This window comes from Micromonospora sp. NPDC048947, assembly GCF_040649495.1.
Taxonomy (GTDB): Bacteria; Actinomycetota; Actinomycetes; order Mycobacteriales; family Micromonosporaceae; genus Micromonospora; species Micromonospora alfalfae.
In genome coordinates, this window is sequence record NZ_JBEZFO010000009.1 from 121,526 (window position 1) to 141,479 (window position 19,954).

Sequence of the window (19,954 nt, forward strand, 5' to 3'; positions counted from 1 at the left end):
GCGCTGGGTAACCCGAGCCTGGCTCATGGTAGGTAAAGTCCACTCGTCCGCGCAGCCTCCGATCCCAGTCGATATGGAGACCAGTCGATGACTACCGGGCTGGCACGCGTCACCATCAGCGCGCCGCAACGACGGGTGGACGTCGCCCTGCCGGAGCAGGTACCCCTAGCTGAGCTGCTGCCCGACGTGCTCCGGCACGCCGGTGTCGGGCTCGCCGACGACGGCGAGCAGCACGGCGGTTGGGTGCTCCGCCGCCCCGACGGGGCGTTGCTGGTGACCGCACAGGCGCTGCTGCCGCAGGGTGTCCGGGACGGTGAGGTGCTGCACCTGGTGCCGGCCCGCGCGCACTGGCCCGAGTTGGAGTACGACGACGTCATCGAGGCGATCGCCGACGGTGCTCGCCGCCGCGGCGGCGCCTGGTCGCCCACCGCCACCCGGGCAGCCGGTCTGGCCGGTGCCTCCGTCCCGCTCGCGGTCGGCCTGCTCGCGCTGCTCGCCGGCGGCCCGACGCACCGAGCTGGTTGGCTGGCGGCCGTCACTGTGGCACTGGTGCTCACGGTGGCCGGCACTGTCGCCTCCCGCGCCAACGGCGACGGCGCCGCCGGGGCGACGCTCGGCGGCTACGCGCTGCCCTACGCGTTCACGGCCGGTGCCCTGGCCGTCGGCTCCGGCGACCCGGTCGGGCCGATCGGCCCGGCCCGCTGGGTGGGCGCTCCCGAACTGCTGGCCGGCTCGGTAGCGCTGCTGCTGGCGGCGTTGATCGGTCTTCTCGGGGTGGCCAGTCGACTGCGGGTCTTCGTGGCCGGTGTCACTGTCGGCCTGATCGGCGCGGCGGCCGCGCTCGGTGGACTGCTGATGACCACGGCCGGTACGGCGGCGGTTCTGCTCAGCGCACTGGTCTTCGCCGTCGGCGTGATCCCGCTGCTGGCCATCCGACTGGGCAAGCTGCCCCTGCCGCCGATCACCCTGCCGGCCGCCACCTCCGCGGAGGAGCCGGAGCGGGTGCGGGACCTGCCGGACCAGGGCCGGGTGCACGCTGCGGTGATCCGCACCGAGGAGACGCTCACCGGGATGCTGATCGGCCACGCGCTGCTGGTGGTGGCCACAGCGGGCGTACTCGTGATCGCCGGTGGCACCGCCGGTCGGGTGCTGGTGGCGGTCACCTCGGCCGTGCTGCTGCTGCGGTCGCGGCTGTTCGTGGCGCTGCGACACCGGGTGCCGACGGTGCTCGCCGGGCTCGCCGGCTACGCGGCGCTGGGTGCCGTGCTGGTCGGTCAGGCCGACGAGACCGGGCGGTTGGTGCTGGTTCTGGGCGGGGCGGCGCTGGCCCTGGTGGCGGTCGCCAGCGGCACCGGGTACGCCCGCCGGCCGGTCTCGCCGTACCTCGGGAGGGTCGCGGACCTCACCGACACGGCCCTGGTGGTCGCCGTGGTGCCGATCGCCTGCGCGGTGCTCGACCTCTACGAACGGGCCCGAGGGTTGCTCGGATGAGCGACCCTCGGGCCCGGTGCGTCAGCAGTCGTCAGTGGGCGGATTCGCCGCGCGCCTCGGCGTCGCGGGCCCGCTTGTAGGAGGCGTGGATCTCGGCCTCGGCCTCGGTGCGGCCGACCCAGGTCGCGCCCTCCACCGACTTGCCGGGCTCCAGGTCCTTGTAGACCTCGAAGAAGTGCTGGATCTCCAGGCGGTCGAACTCGCCCAGGTGGTGGATGTCGCGCAGGTGCTCCTGGCGGGGGTCCTCGTAGGGCACGCAGAGGACCTTGTCGTCCCCGCCCTTCTCGTCGGTCATCCGGAACATGCCGATGGTGCGGCAGCGGATCAGACAGCCCGGGAAGGTCGGCTCGGGGACCAGCACGAGGGCGTCCAGCGGGTCGCCGTCCTCGCCCAGAGTGCCCTCGATGAACCCGTAGTCGGCCGGGTACTGGGTGGAGGTGAAGAGGGTGCGGTCCAACCGGATCCGGCCGGTCTTGTGGTCCACCTCGTACTTGTTCCGGTGACCTTTGGGGATCTCAACCGTCACGTCGAAATCCATCTGCACGCTCCCTCGTCTGCCCACGCTGGCTAACGGAACCACTGGCGGCCCCTCCGGACAGGTGAATGCCCACCCGCCGACTCCGGCCGCCGCATAGTCTTCGGACCGAAGTAGTGTCACCCAAGCCGATTTTCGCTGGGGGAGGAGGGGGTCGTGGGGAGGGAAGATTCACACTACCGCCCGGACGGGGGCTCCGCGCACGGTACCGGACGATCCGGCTCCGGCAGTGCCAAGGGGCGGGTCCCGGTGCCGGAGGCGCACCTTCCACGGGCTCCCGAAGCACCGACCCCGGCACCGGAGACGGTGCCGGAGCGGCCCCCGCCGCTGCCCTGGCGTCCACCGGTCGGCCCGGCGTCGCCCGCTCCGAACGCGGGTCACTTCCCGGTGGCCGGCGGTGAGCAACCGGTGAGCGGCCCGCCACGCGGCAGTGCCACGGTCCCGGTCAGCCCTGCGCCGGTCAGCCCGTCGTTCGGTCCCGGGCCGACCGCCCCCGGCCCGGGCGGGGTCCCCCCGGTGGGCCCGCCGATCTCCGCGTTGCCGGCACCCGCCGACGCCACGCCCGCACCCGCCGCGCCGCGCCGCCGGAGGCGGCTGCCGGTGGTGCTGGCCGCCGTGCTCCTGCTGGTGCTCGCCGGCGTCGGAGTCGTGATCACCCGTCCCGGCCCGGTCGCCGGATGGTTGGGCGACGACGCCGGGTCCGGGCCGAACGCGGTCGGCGTGACTCCGGAACCTGCCCCGTCGGACGTGCTGGGCGGCCCGGATTCCAACGCCCCGCTGCCCACCCCGGACGGGGTTCGTGCCGTGCTCGATCCACTGGTCGGCGTCGCCGCCCTGGGTGACCGGGTGAACGTCTCGGTCGCCGACGTGATCACCGGTCAGACGTTGTTCGCCAAGGGGGCGGACGACGGCACAGTGCCCGCCTCGGTGACGAAGCTGGCGACCGCCGTGACAGTGCTGGCGGCCCGCGGGCCCGGCTACCGGATTCCCACCCGTGCCGTGGCCGGCGCGAAGGCCGGCGAGGTGGTGATCGTCGGGGGCGGCGACCCGACCCTCGCGATCAACAAGAAGGGTTACTACCCGGGCGCGGCGCGCCTCGACGACCTGGCCGCCCAGGTGCGTACCGCGCTCGGCGGCACGGCCCCGACCAGCGTCACCGTCGACGGTTCGGTCTACTCCGGCCCGGTCTACGGCCCTGGCTGGGACGACGACATCCCCACCGGCGGTTCGGGCGGCGCGGTGACCGCGTTGATGACCGACGGCGCGCGTACCGACCCGGGCGTCGAGCACGGGTCCGCCCCGCGGTTCGCCGAGCCGGACCTGGCCGCGGGCAAGGCGTTCGCCCGGTTGCTCGGGGTGCCGACCGACTCGGTGAAGCGGGGCGCGGCCCCGCCTCAGGCGGCGGCCGGTGCCAGCCCGGTACCGGGTACCGAACTGGGCGTGGTGCAGTCCCCGCCGATGATCCGGCTGGTCGACGTCATGATCAGCGAGAGCGACAACCTGGTGGCCGAGGCGCTCGCCCGGCAGGTCGCGTTGGCCCGCGGTCAACCCGCCTCGTTCGACGGTGGCGCCGCCGCCATGGACGCCGAGGTGGCGGAGCTGGGCCTGCCGGCCGACGAGATCAGCGTCTCCGACGGCAGCGGCCTGTCCCGGCTCAACCGGATCAGCCCGTCGCTGCTGACCGATCTGATCCGCTTGGCCGCCAGTCCGGACCACCCGGAGCTGGCCGGCGTCTTCGGTGGTCTGCCGGTGGGCGGTTGGTCCGGCACCCTGAACGAGCGCTACCGCACCGCTGCGGGCACCGCCGCGGGCGCGGGCAGCGTCCGGGCCAAGACCGGCACCCTGACCGGGGTGCACTCCGTCGCGGGCCTGGTCACCACCGCCGATGGTCGGCTGTTGACCTTCGCGGTGCTCACCGACAAGGTGCCGGGGGACCGGGACACCGCCCAGCCGGCCCTGGACCGGATCGCCGCAGCGCTGGCCGGTTGCGGCTGCGGCTGACCGTCGCCGGTTCGGGAGTGACGCTGTCGCCATCGGCGTCGATCGAGGGCGCGAGCCCGGGCCGGGGTGTCGCGGCGCGGGTACGGTGGGTTCATGGCGCAGTTCGTGGACTGGGATCTGGCCGCCGCCACCGCGGGGGCGTTGAGCAAGTCTGGCCCCCGCGTGTCGTACGCGGAAGCCACCGACGTGGTCGGCGACCTGCGCCGGCTGACCGACGAGGCGGCCGGGCACGTGGCCGACTACACGGGGTTGCGGGCGCAGGTGTCGCATCCGCCGGTCCGGGTGGTCGATCGCCGCGACTGGGCCGCTACCAACATCGCCGGTCTCCGCGAGGTGATCACTCCGCTGGTGAGTCGGCTCTCCGGCGACAAGCAACCGGGCGCGTTGACCGAGGCGATCGGGTCCCGGCTCACCGGGGTGCAGGCCGGAACGGTGCTGGCCTACCTCTCCGGCCGGGTGCTCGGCCAGTACGAGGTCTTCTCGGCTGACCCGGGCCAGCTGCTGCTGGTCGCACCGAACATCGTCGAGGTGGAGCGCAAGCTCGGCGCCGACCCTCGGGACTTCCGGCTCTGGGTGTGTCTGCACGAGGTCACCCACCGCACCCAGTTCACGGCCGTGCCGTGGATGCGTGCCTATTTCCTCAGCGAGGTGCAGGCGTTCGTCGACGCCTCGTCCAGCGGAAGTGAGCACCTGGTCGAGCGGTTGCGGCGCGGGGTGGCCACGTTGTCCGACGCGGTCCGTGATCCGGAGAGCCGCACCAGCGTGCTGGACATCGTGCAGACCCCGGCGCAGCGGGCCGTACTGGACCGGCTCACCGCGTTGATGACCCTGCTGGAGGGGCACGCCGAGTTCGTGATGGACGGCGTCGGCCCGCAGGTGATCCCGAGCGTGGAACGGATCCGGGCGTCGTTCAACCGACGCCGGGAGGCGGGCAACCCGCTGGAGAAGGCGATCCGCCGGCTGCTCGGCGTGGACGTCAAGATGCGCCAGTACGCCGAGGGGCGCAAGTTCGTGCACGGGGTGGTGGAACGCGTCGGCATGGACGGGTTCAACTCGATCTTCAACTCACCGCTGACCCTGCCTCGACTGTCGGAGTTGGGTGACCCGGACGCCTGGGTCGCCCGGGTGCACGGCCCGGCCGGCACCATCCCGGCCGCTGGCTGACCACCCGCCGGTGGCCGCGCTCGCTCCGCCGGTGGCCGCGATGCGGGTGGCGGTCCGCCGCGCCCTGACCGGTCTGCCGTCCGGTGGCCCGGTGCTGGTCGCCTGCTCCGGTGGCGCCGACTCGCTCGCGCTCGCGGCGGCCACCGTCTTCGTGGCGCCGCGGCTGGGCCGCGCCACGACGCTCGTCACCGTCGACCACGGCTTGCAGGACGGCTCCGCGGAGCGCGCCGAAGCGGTGGCCGCCTGGGGGCGAGGGGTCGGGTTCGCGTCGGCGACGGTGGTCCGGGTGGAAGTGGCCGGGCGTCCGGGCGGGCCGGAGGCGGCCGCCCGCGAGGCCCGCTACCAGGCGCTGACCGAGGCGGCCCGGCAGCAGAACGCCGTCGCGGTGCTCACCGGGCACACCCGCGACGACCAGGCGGAGACGGTGCTGCTCGCGCTCGCCCGGGGCGCCGGCCCACGAGGGCTGGCCGGGATGCCCGCCCGGCGCGATCTGGGCGGTGTGCCGCTGCTGCGTCCGTTGCTGGAGATCGGTCGGGAGCAGACGCGCGCCGCCTGCGCCGTCCTCGGCCTGAACCCGTGGCAGGACCCGCACAACAGCGACCCGTCATACGCCCGGTCGAGGGTGCGGAGCGACCTGCTGCCGGCGCTGGTGCGGGCGCTCGGGCCGGGCGTGGTGGACAACCTGGCGCGTACCGCCCGGCTGGTGGCCGCCGACAACGCCGCGCTCGACGAGTTGGCGGGGACGGCGCTGGCGGCGGCCCGGTGCCCCGACGGAGGGCTGTCAGTACCGGCGCTGCTCGGCCTGGTACCCGCCGTACGCGGCCGGGTGCTGCACTCCTGGGCTCGCGAGTTGGGCGCACTGCCCGGTGCCCTGTCGCACCGGCACGTCGCCGCTCTGGACGCCCTGGTGACCGATTGGCACGGTCAGGGCCCGGCCGACCTGCCCGGCGGTGTCCGGGTGCTCCGCCGTGACGGGCGGCTGGCATCGGTGCGCCCGGCCTGACCTGCCCGGCCTCCTTTGCTCTGCTTCAACCCGCGCAACACCGCGGGCCGTCGGGTGTTTCCTGGAGTGAAGCAGAGCAAAGGCTGTGTCCGTGCTGCTCGGCCGGCCGGTCTCAGCCGCTGTGCGCCCGGTCCCGGAAGGTGGTCCGGTAGCTGTGCGGGGTGGCACCGACCCGGCGACTGAAGTGGTGACGCAACGCTGCCGCGTCGCCGAAGCCGGACTGGTCGGCGACCGCCTCCACGCTCAACGGGGTTTCCTCCAGCAGCCGCCGGGCGAGCAGCACTCGCTGGTTGGTGAGCCAGTCGTGCGGGGTGGTGCCGGTCTCGGCGCGAAACCGGCGGGCGAACGTGCGAGGCGCCATGCCGGCGCGGGCGGCCAACTCCTCCACCGTGATCGTCCGGTCCAGGTGACCCATCAGCCACTCCAGCACCGGTTCGAGGGTGGGTGCCTCGGGCGCCTTCGGGATGGGCGCCTCGATGTACTGGGACTGGCCGCCGTCGCGGTGCGGCGGGACCACCATCCGCCGGGCCAGCCGGGTCGCGGTGGCCGAGCCGTGCTCCTGGCGGATCAGGTGCAGGCACGCGTCGATGCCGGCCGCCGTGCCGGCGCTGGTGAGCAACCGACCGTCCTGGACGTAGAGCGAGTTGCAGAGCACCCGGGCGCGCGGGTGCCGGCGTTGCAGCTCGTCCACGTACCGCCAGTGGGTGGTGCACTCGCGGTCGTCGAGCAGCCCGGCCTCGCCGAGCAGGAAGGCTCCGGAGCAGACGCTGAACAGGTGCGCTCCGCGGGCGTCGGCCCGGCGGAGCGCGTCGAGCACCGGGCCGGGGACCGTGGTGCCCTGGCTGTGCGCGGGGATGGCCACCAGGTCGGCCTCGTCGACCGGGCCGAGGTCGGCGTGCGGGGTGAGGTGGAAGCCGGACGAGGTACGCACGGGAGCACCGTCCGGGCTGCACACCTGGAAGCGGTAGGCGGGGAAACCGTCCGCTGTCCGGTCGGTGCCGAACACCTCGGCGAGCACGCCGAGCTCGAAGGGAGCGACCTGGTCGAGGGCGAGGACGGCAACGGACCGCAGCATGTGACGAGGGTAACCCGACAGGTGGCAGTAAATCGATGACCAATGGCATTCCTGCCACTGTCCGGTCGCTTCGTGAGGTCGCAGACTGGTCTCAGTCCGGTGCGCACCGGCGGCGAAACCGACAGCAATCATGCGAAAGCGAGCGCCGCCATGGAGTTCCTGTTCATCCTCCTGTTCCTCGTCCTCCTCGCTGCCGCCTCGGCGGCCGGCCTCACGGTCGACAGCCACGATTCGGCCGACTGGAAGCCGAGCGACGATGGCCGCCGCTGGCGGTCACGCACCAACTGATGTGATTAGCGTTGTTTGCGCAGAAAATCCTCGGCGGGACCGCGCCAAAAGGTGCGGCCCCGCCGACGGAGGCCATCCGACGTACGGCAGGCTAGGAGTCATGGCTGACGGCTCCTGGTACGACGCCGACATCGACCACGTGATCATCTCCGAGGCGCAGATCCGCGAGAAGACGGCGGAGCTGGCCAAGCAGGTCTCCGCCGACTACGCCCACGTGGGCGACGGGCTGCTGCTGGTGTGCGTACTCAAGGGTGCGGTGATGTTCATGGCGGACTTCGCCCGGGCGCTGGGCCGCAACGGCCCGCCGGCGGAGCTCGACTTCATGGCCATCTCGTCCTACGGCCAGGGCACCACCTCCTCCGGGGTGGTCCGCATCCTCAAGGATCTGGACCGGGACATCGCCGGTCGGCACGTGGTCGTCGTCGAGGACATCGTCGACTCCGGGCTCACGCTCTCCTGGCTGCTGCGCTACCTCGAGTCGCGCTCGGCGGCGAGCGTCGAAGTGGTCGCCCTGTTCCGCAAGCCGGACGCGGTGAAGGTGCCGGTCCCGGTGAAGTACGTAGGCTTCGACATCCCCACCGAGTTCGTGGTCGGGTACGGCCTGGACTTCGCCGAGCGCTACCGGGAACTGCCGTACGTCGGGGTGCTCAAGCCCGAGGTCTACGCCCGGTCCTGACGCCGGGCCCGACCCGTCGCGACGGCCCGCCGGTCGACATGAGCTGTACTTGTATCGGCATCCATCAAGCCGACGTTCAGCGCGCTCTCAGCTGATGCGGTTACCGTGTAGCACGGTGGCCCGGAGGTTCCTCCGCGCTCGACCCTCTCGATCGCGTGACCGGGCGCTCGGGTGGCCGAGCCGGACTCCCCGCCACGCCGGCTTCCACCCGGACTCGCCGTACGTTGGCTGCGGGGCTGGTGGGCCTGCCCACGGTGCGTGTCGTCGATGTCGAAGGCGCGCAGAGTGCGCAGGCTCGCAGGTTCGCTGTTGGCGTACACGGTCTTTTGATGGTGCACGACTGCGGGGCTCGCAAGCTCACTCCTCGCGTACACGGTGTACCGTCGAATGACCGCGGCGCGGTAGTTTTCGCGCCTCGGGGTCGAGGCCGGCCCGCACGGCGGCTCCGGCCGCCGCTCAACGCGGCGACACCATCAGACGGTCAGGACGTCGATCAGGAGGATGCGGGCGCTCCGGCGCTCGACAACAGTATGGAACGTACGCGTTTCTTCCGCCGACCGGTGGTCTGGATCATCCTGGTCATCCTCGGCGCCGTTGTGCTCAGTCAGCTGTTCACCAGTGGTCCCAGCTACCACCGCGTGGACACTTCCGTTGCGCTCGATCAACTGCACACCGCCAAGATCAACAAGGTGGTCTTCCAGGATAAGGAGCAGACGCTCCAGCTGGACCTGGCCCAGAAGACCAAGTTCGGCAAGACCGAGACCAACAAGATCGAGGCCCAGTTCCCGTACCAGGCTGGCGACCAGATCTGGAACGAGGTGCTGGACGCCAAGGCGAACAACAGGGTCACCGGCCCGGCCGACGCCAAGGTCTCCTCGGACAGCATCTGGGTGAGCCTGCTGGTCAACCTGCTGCCGATCGCGCTGCTCGTGCTCCTGCTGCTGTTCTTCATGTCGCAGATGCAGGGCGGCGGCTCCCGGGTGCTCAACTTCGGCAAGTCCAAGGCCAAGATGATCACCAAGGACACTCCGAAGACGACCTTCGCGGACGTCGCGGGTGCCGAGGAGGCCGTCGAAGAGCTGTACGAGATCAAGGACTTCCTGCAGAACCCGGCCAAGTACCAGGCCCTGGGCGCCAAGATCCCGAAGGGCGTGCTGCTGTTCGGCCCGCCCGGCACCGGCAAGACGCTGCTGGCCCGCGCGGTCGCCGGCGAGGCCGGGGTGCCCTTCTACTCCATCTCCGGCTCCGACTTCGTGGAGATGTTCGTCGGCGTCGGCGCCAGCCGGGTCCGTGACCTGTTCGAGCAGGCCAAGACGAACGCCCCGGCGATCGTCTTCGTCGACGAGATCGACGCCGTCGGCCGGCACCGTGGCGCCGGCATGGGCGGCGGCCACGACGAGCGGGAGCAGACGCTCAACCAGCTGCTCGTCGAGATGGACGGCTTCGACACCAAGGGCGGGGTCATCCTGATCGCGGCCACCAACCGGCCGGACATCCTCGACCCGGCGCTGCTGCGTCCGGGCCGGTTCGACCGGCAGATCCCGGTGGACGCCCCCGACATGGAGGGCCGCAAGGCCATCCTGCGGGTGCACGCCAAGGGCAAGCCGTTCACGCCGGACGTCGACCTCGACGCGGTGGCTCGTCGTACGCCGGGCTTCAGCGGCGCCGACCTGGCCAACGTGATCAACGAGTCGGCCCTGCTCACCGCTCGCAAGGAGCAGCGGGCGATCTCCAACGACTCGCTGGAAGAGTCGATCGACCGGGTGGTCGCCGGTCCGCAGCGACGCACCCGGGTGATGAGCGACAACGAAAAGAAGATCACCGCGTACCACGAGGGTGGTCACGCGTTGGTCGCCTGGGCGCTGCCGCACGCCGCGCCGGTGCACAAGGTGACGATCCTGTCCCGTGGTCGCTCGCTGGGCCACACCCTGGTGCTCCCCACCGAAGACAAGTACACCCAGACCCGCGCCGAAATGATCGACACCCTGGCGTACGCGCTGGGCGGTCGCGCCGCTGAGGAACTGGTCTTCCACGAGCCGACCACGGGTGCCGGCAACGACATCGAGAAGGCCACCCAACTGGCCCGCGCGATGATCACCCAATACGGCATGAGCTCCAAGCTCGGCGCGATCAAGTACGGCACCAGCGGGGACGAGCCGTTCCTCGGCCGCAACATGGGCCACGAGCGGGACTACTCGGACTCGGTGGCCGCCGAGATCGACGGCGAGATGCGGGCACTGGTCGAGCTGGCGCACGACGAGGCCTGGGAGATCCTGGTGGAATACCGGGACGTCCTCGACAACATCGTGCTGGAGCTGATGGAGAAGGAAACCCTCTCCACTGCCGACATGGCGCGGATCTGCTCCCGAGTGGTCAAGCGCCCGCCGCTGGCGCCGTACAACGGCTTCGGCAAGCGTCAGCCCTCCACCGAGCCGCCCGTGCTCACCCCTGCGGAGAAGGACAAGCTCAAGGCGCAGGCCCAGGCCGACGGCGCGCAGGCGTCGGTCGGTGGCGTGGCGCCGTCCAACAACTCGGACGGCACGCACTGAGCAACGACCCGACGGCCAGCTCCCCACACCGGGAGCTGGCCGTCTCCGCGACCGAACCCGACGGCGACGACGAGCTGGACTACGTGGCCGCGCGGCTGATCAGCGGCAAACTGACCGGACGCCCCGTCGAGGACGCTGTCGACCTCGGCCGGATCGAGAAGGCCGTCCGGGAGATCCTGATCGCGGTCGGCGAGGACCCGGACCGCGACGGACTCCAGCAGACCCCGGCCCGGGTCGCCCGTGCGTACGCCGAACTCTTCGCCGGCCTGCGGGTCGACCCGGCCCAGGTGCTCAGCACCACCTTCGAGGCCAACCACGAAGAGCTGGTCATCGTCCGGGACATCGACGTGATGAGCCTCTGTGAGCACCACCTGCTGCCCTTCCGGGGCAGCGCGCACATTGGCTACATCCCGGGTCCCGATGGGCGGATCACCGGCCTGTCCAAGTTGGCCCGACTCGTCGAGGTCTTCGCCCGTCGTCCGCAGGTGCAGGAACGGCTCACGTCACAGGTCGCCGACCTGCTGATGAGCAAACTCGCACCACGTGGCGTCGTCGTCGTGCTCGAATGCGAACACATGTGCATGGCGATGCGCGGCATCCAGAAATCTGGTGCCAAGACCATCACGTCGGCCGTACGCGGCATCCTGCAATCGGACTCCAAGTCGCGGGCCGAGGCGATGGCGCTGATCATTCCCCGCTGACACCCCGACACACCACGGCCGGCCGACACCCATCCGGGACGGCCGGCCGTTGCGTTTCCCCACCCACCCCACGTTATTCCGGCCGGGCGGCTTTCCGGCCCGGCCTGTCAGCCGGCGAGCAGCGCCAACAGCAGGCCCGCCGTGGCCAGCACCGCCGGCACCAGGCACACCAACGCGCCGAAACGCACAGTACGGTCCAGCCGCTCGGCGGGGCTGACCCGGAACAACCGGCCAATGCCGATCCAACCGGCGACGAACGCGACCGCCGGCATCGGCAGCCCACAGATCAACGCCGCCACGGTGGCCGGTCCGACCCCCGTCGCCGCCAGAACCACGACCTGGATCAGCGGCACCAGCAGCGCGAACGGCCCGTACACGAGGAGGTTGCGCGCCCGCGCGGGCCAGGACCCCGGCCGGAACCGGCGGCGCGCGGCGAGCGCCGCGTCCGCCGCCTCGGCCCAACCCCGCGCGGTCCGCAGCGCCGCCAACACGGCCGCCGGTCCGCCCGCCATCGACCGGGACGCCTCGGTCAGCTCCGGCGGCGACGGCACCAGGGAGATCGCCGGTACGCCCAACTCGCGCAGTCGTTCCTGCTGACTCGCCAGCCCGGTCCGGACCACCGTCAACTCCTCCCGGGCGGCCTCCGCCGACCGGGCCTGCTCACCGGCGGCGGCAGCCGCGCCCCGGCGTACCCCGTCCAGTTGGCGGGCGGCCGCAAGATACTCCGTCCAGGCCGTGCTGGGCTCGACCACCCGCGGCGCGGAATCCCCGGTCGCCGCAGCTGCCCGCTGCCGCCCCGGCCCGGTCACCGTCGCGATCGGATCCACCTCGACACCCTCCACGCGCGCCACCCGATCAGCCGGCCTCGTCGGCGAACGGCACCAGGACGGTGCCCCGCTCGTCCGGGCCGTCCCAGAGCACCGCCCGGTCCGGGCGCACCTGCCACTCGACCGGCCGACCAAAGACCGCTGTGAGCTGCGCGACCGGCACGTCCAGCACGGCCACCGCCGCCAGCTTGTCGACCTCGCCCGCCGGCTCGAACAACGCGGCGAACGGCGGCACCGCACGCCACCAGCCCAGCAGATGCCGCCCCGCCGGCGGTCCGTCCCGCAGAAGCGACCGCAGCCGCTCCACCGGCAACTCCCGCGGACCCGGCCGGTCCAACCCGAAGACCACCAGGTACGTCGGCAGGTCGTCGGCGGTGTCCGCGAGCAGCGTCGGCAGATCCACCAACTCGGCCGGATGCCGGGCCGCCAGATCCGCCGTCAACGCCTCCGCCAAAGCCCGGGCGCCCGGGTCCGGTGCCGCCACCAGGAAGCGTGCCCCGCCCGGCGCGTGGTGAGCCGACGTGCTCCGCGCCGCCGTCGCCAACAACCCGCCCGCCGCGGTACCCGAGCCCAGCACCGCGAGGTTGCGTCCGGCCGCCGGCCCCAGCGGCACGGCGACAGTCGAACGGGCCACGTCCACCGCCCGGCCCAGCAGAGCCGCCGGTCCGTGAGCCTGCCCCGCCAGGGCCGCCCGGTGGCGCGGATCATTTCCCAGCAGCGGCCGGGCGTAACCCGCGAAGACCACCGGCGGCACCGACCCGGCCGGACGAGCCGCCCACAACTCGTGCCGCAGCGCCTCCACAACCTCCGGATGATCCAGCGGATCCGGGTGACGGATCAACCGTTCATGACCCCGGATCGCACCCCGTGGGCCGCCCAGCCCGCCGGCCGTGTTCACCACCGCGCTGCCCACCGGCAGACCGGCTGCCGAATCGTTCGTCGGCTCCAACACCGGGCTGCCACCCGGAAGCGCCACCCGTACCGGAAACTGCCCGAGCACCGAATCCCGATGACCAGCATCCGCGCGCGCACTCAGCCCCAACTCGCCCGCGCCCGCCAGGACCAGGTGCACGCCGTACGCCCGACCCGCCCGGGCCAGCCCGTCCAACTGGGCGGCCACCTCGGCGGCCAGCCGGTCCCGTTCGGCGAAGAGCAGCGGCACATTGTCCACCACACAGACGATCCGGGGCAGCGGCTGGTGCTGACGCAGCTCCGCAAACCGTTGCCCCCCGGCCCGAGCGCCCGCCTCCGTGCGGCGCTGAACCTCGGCCGCCAACTCGTCCAGCAGATCCCGGACGTACTCCCGGTCGGCTGCCATCGCGGCCGCGCGCACCTGCGGAACCCACGATCGGTCCCGCTCGGTCTGCAAGAACTCCACGAAGGACTCGCCGTCGCCGAGATCCACCAGGTAGAAGACCAGGTCGTCCGGCCCGTAACGGGCGGCCAGGCCGAGCAGCGCGGTGGTCAGGAACGCCGCCCGGCCCGCTGCGGACCGGCCACTCACCAGCCAGTGCGGGGTCAACTCGGTGAAGCCCAACGGCACCGACCGGCCCCCGGCATCACCGACGGTAGTGGTCAGCCCGTCGGCCGAATCCGACTCCCACAGTCGCTCGCCCGTCGGCGGCAGCAGAGCACCCAACGCCAACCGGGAACCCGCCTCCACCTGCTCGGCGAGCCGCCGACAGACAGCGTCGACCAGCTCCGCCGGCGGGTCCGACTCGACGAAGACCGGCGAGTTCAAACCGCCCGGCGGATCGGCGCCCGGCCCGGCGAACGATGCCCCCGGCGGATCGCCGAGCAACGCGTACGCATTCCGCAACGCCAGCGAAGTGGTGTGCGGCAGCGGTGCCCGGGCCGAGTACGGGCCGGCCGGCGGCCAACCCGCCACCACCAGGTGCAGCCCAGCTGCCGGCCCCTGCTCGGCCAACGTCTCGATGCGCGCCAGATCGCTCGGGCCGGTCGACTCCGGAAGCGCGGCCACCACAAGCAACAACGTCCGGTCGTGACGGCGTCGCCCACTCGCCCCCGGCGTCACCCACTGCTCCGCCTCGGTCAGCACCGCGCGCAGACCCGCCACGTCCACCGCCGGCGGCGGCAACAGGCCAGCATCCGCCAGTGCCCCGAACGGCGTCAGCACCGCCCCGGTGGCATCCACCGCGCGAATCAGCAGGGCACCCGCCGGTGCCGCACCCAACAACCGCAAAAGTACGGCCCGGAGCAACCCCGCCACCCGTGGCTCCCGCGCGTCAGCGTCCACGCTGAGGTGACCGACGCCGACCAGCGGCACCAAGGCGGGGAAACGAGCGTCGTCCAACGGCGCCGCAGTACCGACCCGGACGAACGGCGGCGGACCATCACCTGCCGGCGAGTCCACGGTGAGCGAATCCAGTGCCGCGCCCGACCAGCCCGGCGCCAGCAGGGCCGCAGCCGTCCGTAACCGGTCGGCCACCTCGTACTGGCGGCGCTGATCGGCCGGAGCCGGCCGCGTCTCGTCCAGGATCCCGGCAGCCGCGGTCGCGACGGCCGCCGCCCGACGGTGCAGGGCTGCGGCGCGGTTCGTGCGAGCCTTCGGACCGGCCACCGCGTCCACCCCCTCTACCCGAGGTTGGCAACCCCTCCCCAAGCAGAGACGGTATCCCAGCCGACGGTCCTCCTCCGGGAGGTGCCTCGGTGCTGCGCCGGTGTTGTCGTGGATCTCACCGGTGGGGAGGGGTCCGTCACGATCCGCTGGATCTGAGGCATTGGCTCCGGAGCGTCCAGCCGATAACTTCAGGAGGTGGAATCAGTGCAGCCCCCCGCCGGTTCCCAGGTCTCCCGCGTACCGGCCCAGCGGACACCGTCCGAGCAGCTGCCGCCCGCCCCGGCAACGCCGGCACCGCAGCCGCCACGCCGCCGAATGCGGACGGTGCTCACTGTCGTCGCTGGCGTGCTCGCCCTGCTCTGCCTCGGCGGGGTCGCCACCGCCCTGATTTGGTACAACCGCGCCTCAACGCCCGACCGCAGCGCACCCGACGTGGTCGTGGACAACTATCTGCGTGCGTTCCTCGTCGATCGCAATGACACAAGAGCAAACCTCTTCACCTGCGAAAGCGGGTCGCAGTTGGAGGCGTTAAGCGCTCTGCGGACCGACCTACTCGAGCGGGAGCAGCGTTTCGGGACCACGATAACTGTCAGTTGGGGGAGCCTGAACGTGCAGACACAGGGTGAAGTCGCTGCTGTTGAGGTTACGTTGATCATCTCGGCTCGGATCGACGGGATGAGCCAGAGCGACCGTCAGCCCTGGCAGTTCAATACCCGGCTAGCCGACGGCTGGCAGGTGTGTGGTGGTGCGCGAGCTGGCTGAGGTCACTCGATCCACAGAAGGTGAACCGGAACCTCCAACGTGGTGGGTGACTGGCCGCGCCAGGCCCAGCGATACCACTCCACCTCGGGTGTGACTCGCACGCAGATGTCCCCTTCGGCGCCCGAGTAGGTCTCGGTGACCGCCCGAAGGTCACGGTGCTCCAGGCCGCCCTCGACGTGCACCACCCGCCGACCGGTGACCGCGTCCGCTTCGAAGACCGGTGTGGGGGTCCGGTGTGCGGGGCCGTCCAGCGAGACCAACCGGATGCCCGTGTCCCGGGCGTCGTCCACACCCGGACGGCCGCCGACCGTCTCCACCCAGACCCGCTCCACCGGCACCAACGGCGCGAACACCTCGACCTGGTCGGCTTCGGCTCGGTACCACTCGTGCTCGGGGATCACCGGCACGTAGGTCCGGGCGCTCTGCACCACCCGGTCGTCCGCGCGCAGGTCCCCGCGCCACCCCATCCCGGGCAGCCCGACCAGCACCCGTCGACCGCGAAGCTCGACCCGCTGCGTCGCTGGGACGATGGTCAGTGGTCTCGGTGGCTGCGGTGCCCAGTCCGGCTGGTCTGCGAATGGGTCAGGTAACGGTCCGGTCATAGCCGTGGTGGCCTCACCCGGCGGCGCGCAGCGGGGCACCCCGCTCGCGCATGAAGGGGCCCGGGTTCACCGCCCCGGACGCGCTGCGGTCGTTGCGCAGGTGCACCTCGAAATGCAGATGCGGGCCGGAGGAATTACCACTGCTGCCGACCTTGCCGATCACCTGACCGGCAGTCACGATCTGATCCTTCTTGACGAAGGGCTGAACCACCATGTGGCAGTACCGGGTGATGTAGCCACCGGCGTGCAGCAGGTCGACGAACCAGCCGCAGCCGCCCTTGCCGGGGAAGCCGTCCACGTTGCAGTCCTGGCGGCCGCGGCGATCCTCGTCGCAGGTGGAGACCAGCACCCGACCGGTCGCTGCCGCGCGGATCTCGGTGCCCTTGGCCGCGCCGATGTCGACTCCGTTGTGGCTGGGTCGGCTGGCGGTGCGGAAACCGGAGCCGACTCCGCCGGGGATCGGCGCGGTCCAGCCGGAGGCGGCGATCTGACCGCGTTCGGCCGCGTTGCACACCGCCTTGCCGTTGATCTCGACGGTGCGGGCCGCGCCGCCGGCCAGCGCGTCCACGATCCGGCTGGCTACCTCTTCGTGCTTGGCGTACGCGTCCGGGTATGCGCTGACCTGCACCCGCTGCGCGACAACTGTCAGCGGTCGTTGCTGCCAGCTACCCACCTTGACGAGCTTCTCGTAGAACTTGCGGGCCGCGTAGGCGGGGTTCAACCGCTCGGCGACAGTGCCCCACCCCGGCCGCTGTTGAAAAAGGCCCAGTGAGTCGTGGTCCGCGCCTACTCCCTCGTGCGGCAGGGCCAGGGACTCGGGTACGCCGCTGTTGGCCAGGTTGCGTAGGGCGGACTCCTGCATCGCGGTGGCGAGGGCGACCACCCAACCGCGCGAAGGCACGCCCATGTCCTGGCCGACCTTGATGATGACCGCGGCATTGCGGACCTGGGTGTCGCCGTACTGGGCGAATCGCGGCAGCTTGCCCGCGATGTTGACCGCTCGGACCGGCCCGCACTCCATGCCTGCCATGGTGTCGCCGTTCTCGGCGTCGTCGCCTCCGAGCCCGGTGAGGAAGAACGCCGCGGTGCCGCCGGTGCAGCAGAGCAGAAGCAGCATTCCGGTGAGCACTGCGGCGACCACACCGAGCCGGAGGGGACCACGGCGGAGTTTGGCGCTACCAACGTCGCTCATGGCCGCTCCCAGTCCAGAACGTCGACCAGCCAACCATCATCGGAGGTGACCAGTTCCAACCGGAGCCCGCCGGCATCGAGGGGAAGCAGCAACTCGACGAACGTCTCGGTCCGCTCTCGCATGGTTGGCGGACCGGTGACCTTCTCGGCCGGCACGCTCTCTGGCTCGGCGCCGGTCAACTTGTCCCTCAGTGCCGGCGTGGAGAGTGGCCGTAGACCAGCCTGCCACTCTTCGGTGGTCATCCCGGGACGGCCCAGCCAGGCCTTGGCGAAGCGGTCGGCGGTCTGTTCGGGCGTGCGAGCACCGGGCGACGTCACGGGTGACGGCGGAGCCGCGCTGTTGAGCAGACCGTCGTCGCCGGCCGTCGGGTCCACTGTGATGATCGGCCCATCCGGACGGGTGCTCAACCCATCGGCCGAATCGCCCGGGTTGGAGATCAGCCTGGCCGCCCCGAGCACAGCGACGACCACCACCCCGATCACGAGCGCCACGCCCAGCCGGGACCGCAGCGCCCGGGTGAAGACGAATTCCAACGCCCGTCGCATCACCGTCACCTCGCCTCTGAGCGCACCCGAGGTCCGCTGTGATCCGTTACACGCTCGCTGGAGCCCGGGCGGTAGACCACGAACGACGGGTTCTCAGCCGGAACGTCCGGCTCGGTCCAGGTCGCTGGCTGTCGGCGTCGGGGCTGCGGGGCCGTTGGGCGGCTCCGACCTCTGCCCTCCTCCGCCGGCGCCTCGTCGGGCCGCTCGCGACCGTCTGGGCGCACCGTGTCTGCGCGTCGGCCCTCGGCCGCGGCTGTCGGCACCGGGGCCGGGTCCTCCCGCCGTGCCTCGGGTCGTAGCCGGGTCTGCGTTGCGTCGGGCGACCGTCGACGTCCGCCCACCGGCTCGGCGGTGCCGCCCGGCTCGGCTACGTCCAGTCGTGCGGCGGTACGCATGTCGCGGAAGAACCGGCGGTGCCAGGAACCGGCCGAACTGACCGCTTCGCTGCTGTCCTTGCCGCCGAGTTGCGTGATCCGCCGGTACGGCCGCAGCAGCAGCCATCCGACCACCCCGCAGAGCCACACCAGCACCACCTGCAGCCAACCCGGTAGGGCAGGGGTACTCATGATCAGGTCGACGGCGAACAGGTAGATGGCTGCCCCGGTGCCGAAGATGGCGATGTTGAACACCGCGGCGACCACGGCGTTCGCCAACCGCCGCAGGCCGGCGCTGGCCGGCCGGAGCAGGCCGATGGTGCCCAGGATGGGTGCCGCGATCACCGCCCACCGGAAGATCAGGAAACCCAGCAGGACCAGCACCGACGCGGTCAGGTCGAACATCGCAAAGAGCACGGCCGCGAGTACGGCGATGAAACCAGAGCCGATTCGATCCATGTCGCGGGTACCCGTCAGGAACTCGTACGCCTCCGGGTCCTCCGTCTTGATCTGCTCCGCGACCGTCATCCACTGCTGCTGCTTGGCCTCGATCGTCGCTGCCCGGGTAGCCGGGTTGGCCCGTAGCTTCTCGGCCTCCTCCCAGGAGAACGCCTTGGCGTCGTACAGGGCAGGGCCATACTTTCGGGCGGTCTCGCTATCCGCCGAGCCGAGCACTCCGCGCAGCCAATTGCGATAGAGCATTGCCTCGGTGGCAGTGTCGCTGGCCCGAACAGCGGGCGGTCTTTTATCCACACAAGCGTCTGGGTTAGGAACGGCGCACTGATCCGGCGGGGTGTCCTTTGACGCCGGGCCTATGGCGTCGTGTACGACGCCGAGCGAAGTGATCAGGGTGCCGTCGGCGATGTTCGCCGACTTGACCGGCCAAGCCGCCAGCGCGGTGACCGCCACCATCACCAGTAGCGCCCACCCTGCCGTCGTCATCGCATTGCTCATGTCCGACTGGCGGGAGCGCCAGAGCAGGTAGAGACCCACCACGCAGAGCGTGACGATTCCGAAGACGCTGAATACTTTCTCGTATACGCCTTTGGTGGCTTTCTCCACCAGCGGGTCGGCCCAATTCCACATCGAGCGGGGATCCCAGGCCCGCTCCCGCAGGGCGTTAGAGGCACCCACGACCGCCGTGGCGATCATGAGCTCACCGTTGGCGACGGTGGTGGTGAACTTGTAGTCCGGATGAAGGACGGTGGATGCACATCCACCCTCCACGTTGTAGGTGTTGAAGCTGTAACCGCCGTAGCCGTAGTCGCTGTAGATGCCCTTTGGCCCGGGCAGCTTGGACGAGTCCGGTCGGGAGGCGAACCAACCAGCCAAGCCCGAATCCGGGGCGGAAGGCACAGGTGGCTTGAGGCAATCGATCTCTGCCTTGCTGACCTGCTTCAGCTTTGCCACGCAGGCGCGGAAGTCGGCTTGCCATTCGGCGGTCGTGCAGAGGTCGGCGCGGGCCTGGGCAGTAGGCGGTGCGGCGGCTGCGGCCTCCGCACCGATCAGCGGCCAGCTGAGGGTGGCCCCGGCCAGTACGCCAAGGGCGAGCAGGAACGACACGGTCCTTGCCCAGGCCCTAGCCATG

17 protein-coding genes are annotated in these 19,954 nt (G+C 71.3%); 9 read left to right on the forward strand and 8 right to left on the reverse strand.

All coding sequences use genetic code 11. The annotated features are described in order from the left end of the window. The first annotated feature begins 87 nt into the window (after positions 1 to 87). Positions 88 to 1,491, forward strand: a complete 1,404-nt coding sequence (eccD, locus tag AB0B98_RS15335) for a type VII secretion integral membrane protein EccD (protein WP_357363162.1) — start codon at positions 88 to 90, stop codon at positions 1,489 to 1,491. Positions 1,492 to 1,522: 31 nt separating this feature from the next. Here eccD and AB0B98_RS15340 read toward each other — a convergent pair whose 3' ends face one another. Next, on the reverse strand, positions 1,523 to 2,029 hold the full coding sequence (locus tag AB0B98_RS15340; RefSeq protein WP_196920121.1) for an inorganic diphosphatase: 507 nt from the start codon (positions 2,027 to 2,029) through the stop codon (positions 1,523 to 1,525). A gap of 534 nt (positions 2,030 to 2,563) precedes the next feature. Between AB0B98_RS15340 and dacB the strand changes: the two genes are divergently transcribed. From dacB to tilS, 3 genes are all read left to right on the forward strand, one after another. After that, the gene (gene dacB, locus AB0B98_RS15345; RefSeq protein ID WP_357363306.1) at positions 2,564 to 4,027 is read left to right on the forward strand and encodes a D-alanyl-D-alanine carboxypeptidase/D-alanyl-D-alanine-endopeptidase; all 1,464 of its coding nucleotides are present in this window, start codon (positions 2,564 to 2,566) and stop codon (positions 4,025 to 4,027) included. Positions 4,028 to 4,120: 93 nt separating this feature from the next. Continuing rightward, a complete protein-coding gene (locus AB0B98_RS15350) occupies positions 4,121 to 5,191 on the forward strand; it encodes a zinc-dependent metalloprotease (RefSeq protein WP_091403614.1) in 1,071 nt (356 codons plus the stop codon). Positions 5,192 to 5,201: 10 nt separating this feature from the next. After that, positions 5,202 to 6,194 carry a tRNA lysidine(34) synthetase TilS gene (gene tilS, locus AB0B98_RS15355; RefSeq protein WP_357363163.1) on the forward strand — a complete coding sequence of 331 codons (993 nt, stop codon included), beginning with the start codon at positions 5,202 to 5,204 and terminating at the stop codon, positions 6,192 to 6,194. Between the two features lie 112 nt (positions 6,195 to 6,306). Here tilS and AB0B98_RS15360 read toward each other — a convergent pair whose 3' ends face one another. Further along, positions 6,307 to 7,269, reverse strand: coding sequence for a helix-turn-helix domain-containing protein (locus tag AB0B98_RS15360; RefSeq protein ID WP_238667230.1), 963 nt, complete (start codon positions 7,267 to 7,269; stop codon positions 6,307 to 6,309). 42 nt (positions 7,270 to 7,311) lie between these two features. Here AB0B98_RS15360 and AB0B98_RS15365 point away from each other — a divergent pair, with 42 nt between their 5' ends. The 4 genes from AB0B98_RS15365 to folE all read left to right on the forward strand — a co-directional run bounded on the left by AB0B98_RS15365 (position 7,312) and on the right by folE (position 11,483). Continuing rightward, complete coding sequence (locus AB0B98_RS15365) at positions 7,312 to 7,557, forward strand: hypothetical protein (RefSeq protein ID WP_238667229.1); 246 nt, start codon at positions 7,312 to 7,314, stop codon at positions 7,555 to 7,557. Positions 7,558 to 7,657: 100 nt separating this feature from the next. After that, the gene (hpt, locus tag AB0B98_RS15370) at positions 7,658 to 8,233 is read left to right on the forward strand and encodes a hypoxanthine phosphoribosyltransferase (protein ID WP_112582849.1); all 576 of its coding nucleotides are present in this window, start codon (positions 7,658 to 7,660) and stop codon (positions 8,231 to 8,233) included. A 530-nt stretch (positions 8,234 to 8,763) separates the two neighbouring features. Further along, complete coding sequence (gene ftsH / locus AB0B98_RS15375; RefSeq protein ID WP_238667228.1) at positions 8,764 to 10,782, forward strand: ATP-dependent zinc metalloprotease FtsH; 2,019 nt, start codon at positions 8,764 to 8,766, stop codon at positions 10,780 to 10,782. Between the two features lie 35 nt (positions 10,783 to 10,817). Next, on the forward strand, positions 10,818 to 11,483 hold the full coding sequence (folE, locus tag AB0B98_RS15380; protein ID WP_091403265.1) for a GTP cyclohydrolase I FolE: 666 nt from the start codon (positions 10,818 to 10,820) through the stop codon (positions 11,481 to 11,483). A gap of 107 nt (positions 11,484 to 11,590) precedes the next feature. Here the strand turns inward: folE and AB0B98_RS15385 are convergent, their stop codons facing one another. Together AB0B98_RS15385 and AB0B98_RS15390 are read right to left on the reverse strand one after the other, a co-directional pair. Beyond that, the gene (locus AB0B98_RS15385; protein WP_357363308.1) at positions 11,591 to 12,235 is read right to left on the reverse strand and encodes a hypothetical protein; all 645 of its coding nucleotides are present in this window, start codon (positions 12,233 to 12,235) and stop codon (positions 11,591 to 11,593) included. Positions 12,236 to 12,338: 103 nt separating this feature from the next. Further along, entirely contained in the window at positions 12,339 to 14,900 is a 2,562-nt protein-coding gene (locus tag AB0B98_RS15390; RefSeq protein WP_357363165.1) for an FtsK/SpoIIIE domain-containing protein, read from the reverse strand. Between the two features lie 195 nt (positions 14,901 to 15,095). Between AB0B98_RS15390 and AB0B98_RS15395 the strand changes: the two genes are divergently transcribed. Then, a complete protein-coding gene (locus AB0B98_RS15395) occupies positions 15,096 to 15,653 on the forward strand; it encodes a hypothetical protein (RefSeq protein WP_357363167.1) in 558 nt (185 codons plus the stop codon). A gap of 2 nt (positions 15,654 to 15,655) precedes the next feature. Here the strand turns inward: AB0B98_RS15395 and AB0B98_RS15400 are convergent, their stop codons facing one another. Genes AB0B98_RS15400 through AB0B98_RS15415 form a run of 4 tightly spaced genes read right to left on the reverse strand, consistent with a single transcriptional unit; the run spans position 15,656 to position 19,953 of the window. Further along, positions 15,656 to 16,255, reverse strand: a complete 600-nt coding sequence (locus tag AB0B98_RS15400) for a hypothetical protein (RefSeq protein ID WP_238667226.1) — start codon at positions 16,253 to 16,255, stop codon at positions 15,656 to 15,658. A gap of 13 nt (positions 16,256 to 16,268) precedes the next feature. Then, positions 16,269 to 17,447: a M23 family metallopeptidase gene (locus tag AB0B98_RS15405; protein WP_357363170.1), complete on the reverse strand. Its 1,179-nt coding sequence runs from the start codon at positions 17,445 to 17,447 to the stop codon at positions 16,269 to 16,271. Continuing rightward, a complete protein-coding gene (locus tag AB0B98_RS15410) occupies positions 17,444 to 18,001 on the reverse strand; it encodes a hypothetical protein (RefSeq protein WP_357363171.1) in 558 nt (185 codons plus the stop codon). The genes AB0B98_RS15405 and AB0B98_RS15410 overlap by 4 nt, the downstream gene beginning before the upstream one ends. Further along, the gene (locus AB0B98_RS15415; protein ID WP_357363173.1) at positions 17,998 to 19,953 is read right to left on the reverse strand and encodes an MFS transporter; all 1,956 of its coding nucleotides are present in this window, start codon (positions 19,951 to 19,953) and stop codon (positions 17,998 to 18,000) included. The genes AB0B98_RS15410 and AB0B98_RS15415 overlap by 4 nt, the downstream gene beginning before the upstream one ends. Position 19,954: the final 1 nt, after the last annotated feature.

Bases quoted from the DNA above. Each gene is read 5' to 3' on its own strand.
- hpt (WP_112582849.1), top strand. From the start codon at position 7,658: ATGGCTGACGGCTCCTGGTACGACGCCGACATCGACCACGTGATCATC.
- eccD (WP_357363162.1), top strand. From the start codon at position 88: ATGACTACCGGGCTGGCACGCGTCACCATCAGCGCGCCGCAACGACGG.
- AB0B98_RS15350 (WP_091403614.1), top strand. From the start codon at position 4,121: ATGGCGCAGTTCGTGGACTGGGATCTGGCCGCCGCCACCGCGGGGGCG.
- AB0B98_RS15365 (WP_238667229.1), top strand. From the start codon at position 7,312: ATGGCATTCCTGCCACTGTCCGGTCGCTTCGTGAGGTCGCAGACTGGT.
- AB0B98_RS15405 (WP_357363170.1), bottom strand. From the start codon at position 17,447: ATGAGCGACGTTGGTAGCGCCAAACTCCGCCGTGGTCCCCTCCGGCTC.
- ftsH (WP_238667228.1), top strand. From the start codon at position 8,764: ATGGAACGTACGCGTTTCTTCCGCCGACCGGTGGTCTGGATCATCCTG.
- AB0B98_RS15400 (WP_238667226.1), bottom strand. From the start codon at position 16,255: ATGACCGGACCGTTACCTGACCCATTCGCAGACCAGCCGGACTGGGCA.
- AB0B98_RS15415 (WP_357363173.1), bottom strand. From the start codon at position 19,953: ATGGCTAGGGCCTGGGCAAGGACCGTGTCGTTCCTGCTCGCCCTTGGC.
- AB0B98_RS15340 (WP_196920121.1), bottom strand. From the start codon at position 2,029: ATGGATTTCGACGTGACGGTTGAGATCCCCAAAGGTCACCGGAACAAG.
- AB0B98_RS15360 (WP_238667230.1), bottom strand. From the start codon at position 7,269: ATGCTGCGGTCCGTTGCCGTCCTCGCCCTCGACCAGGTCGCTCCCTTC.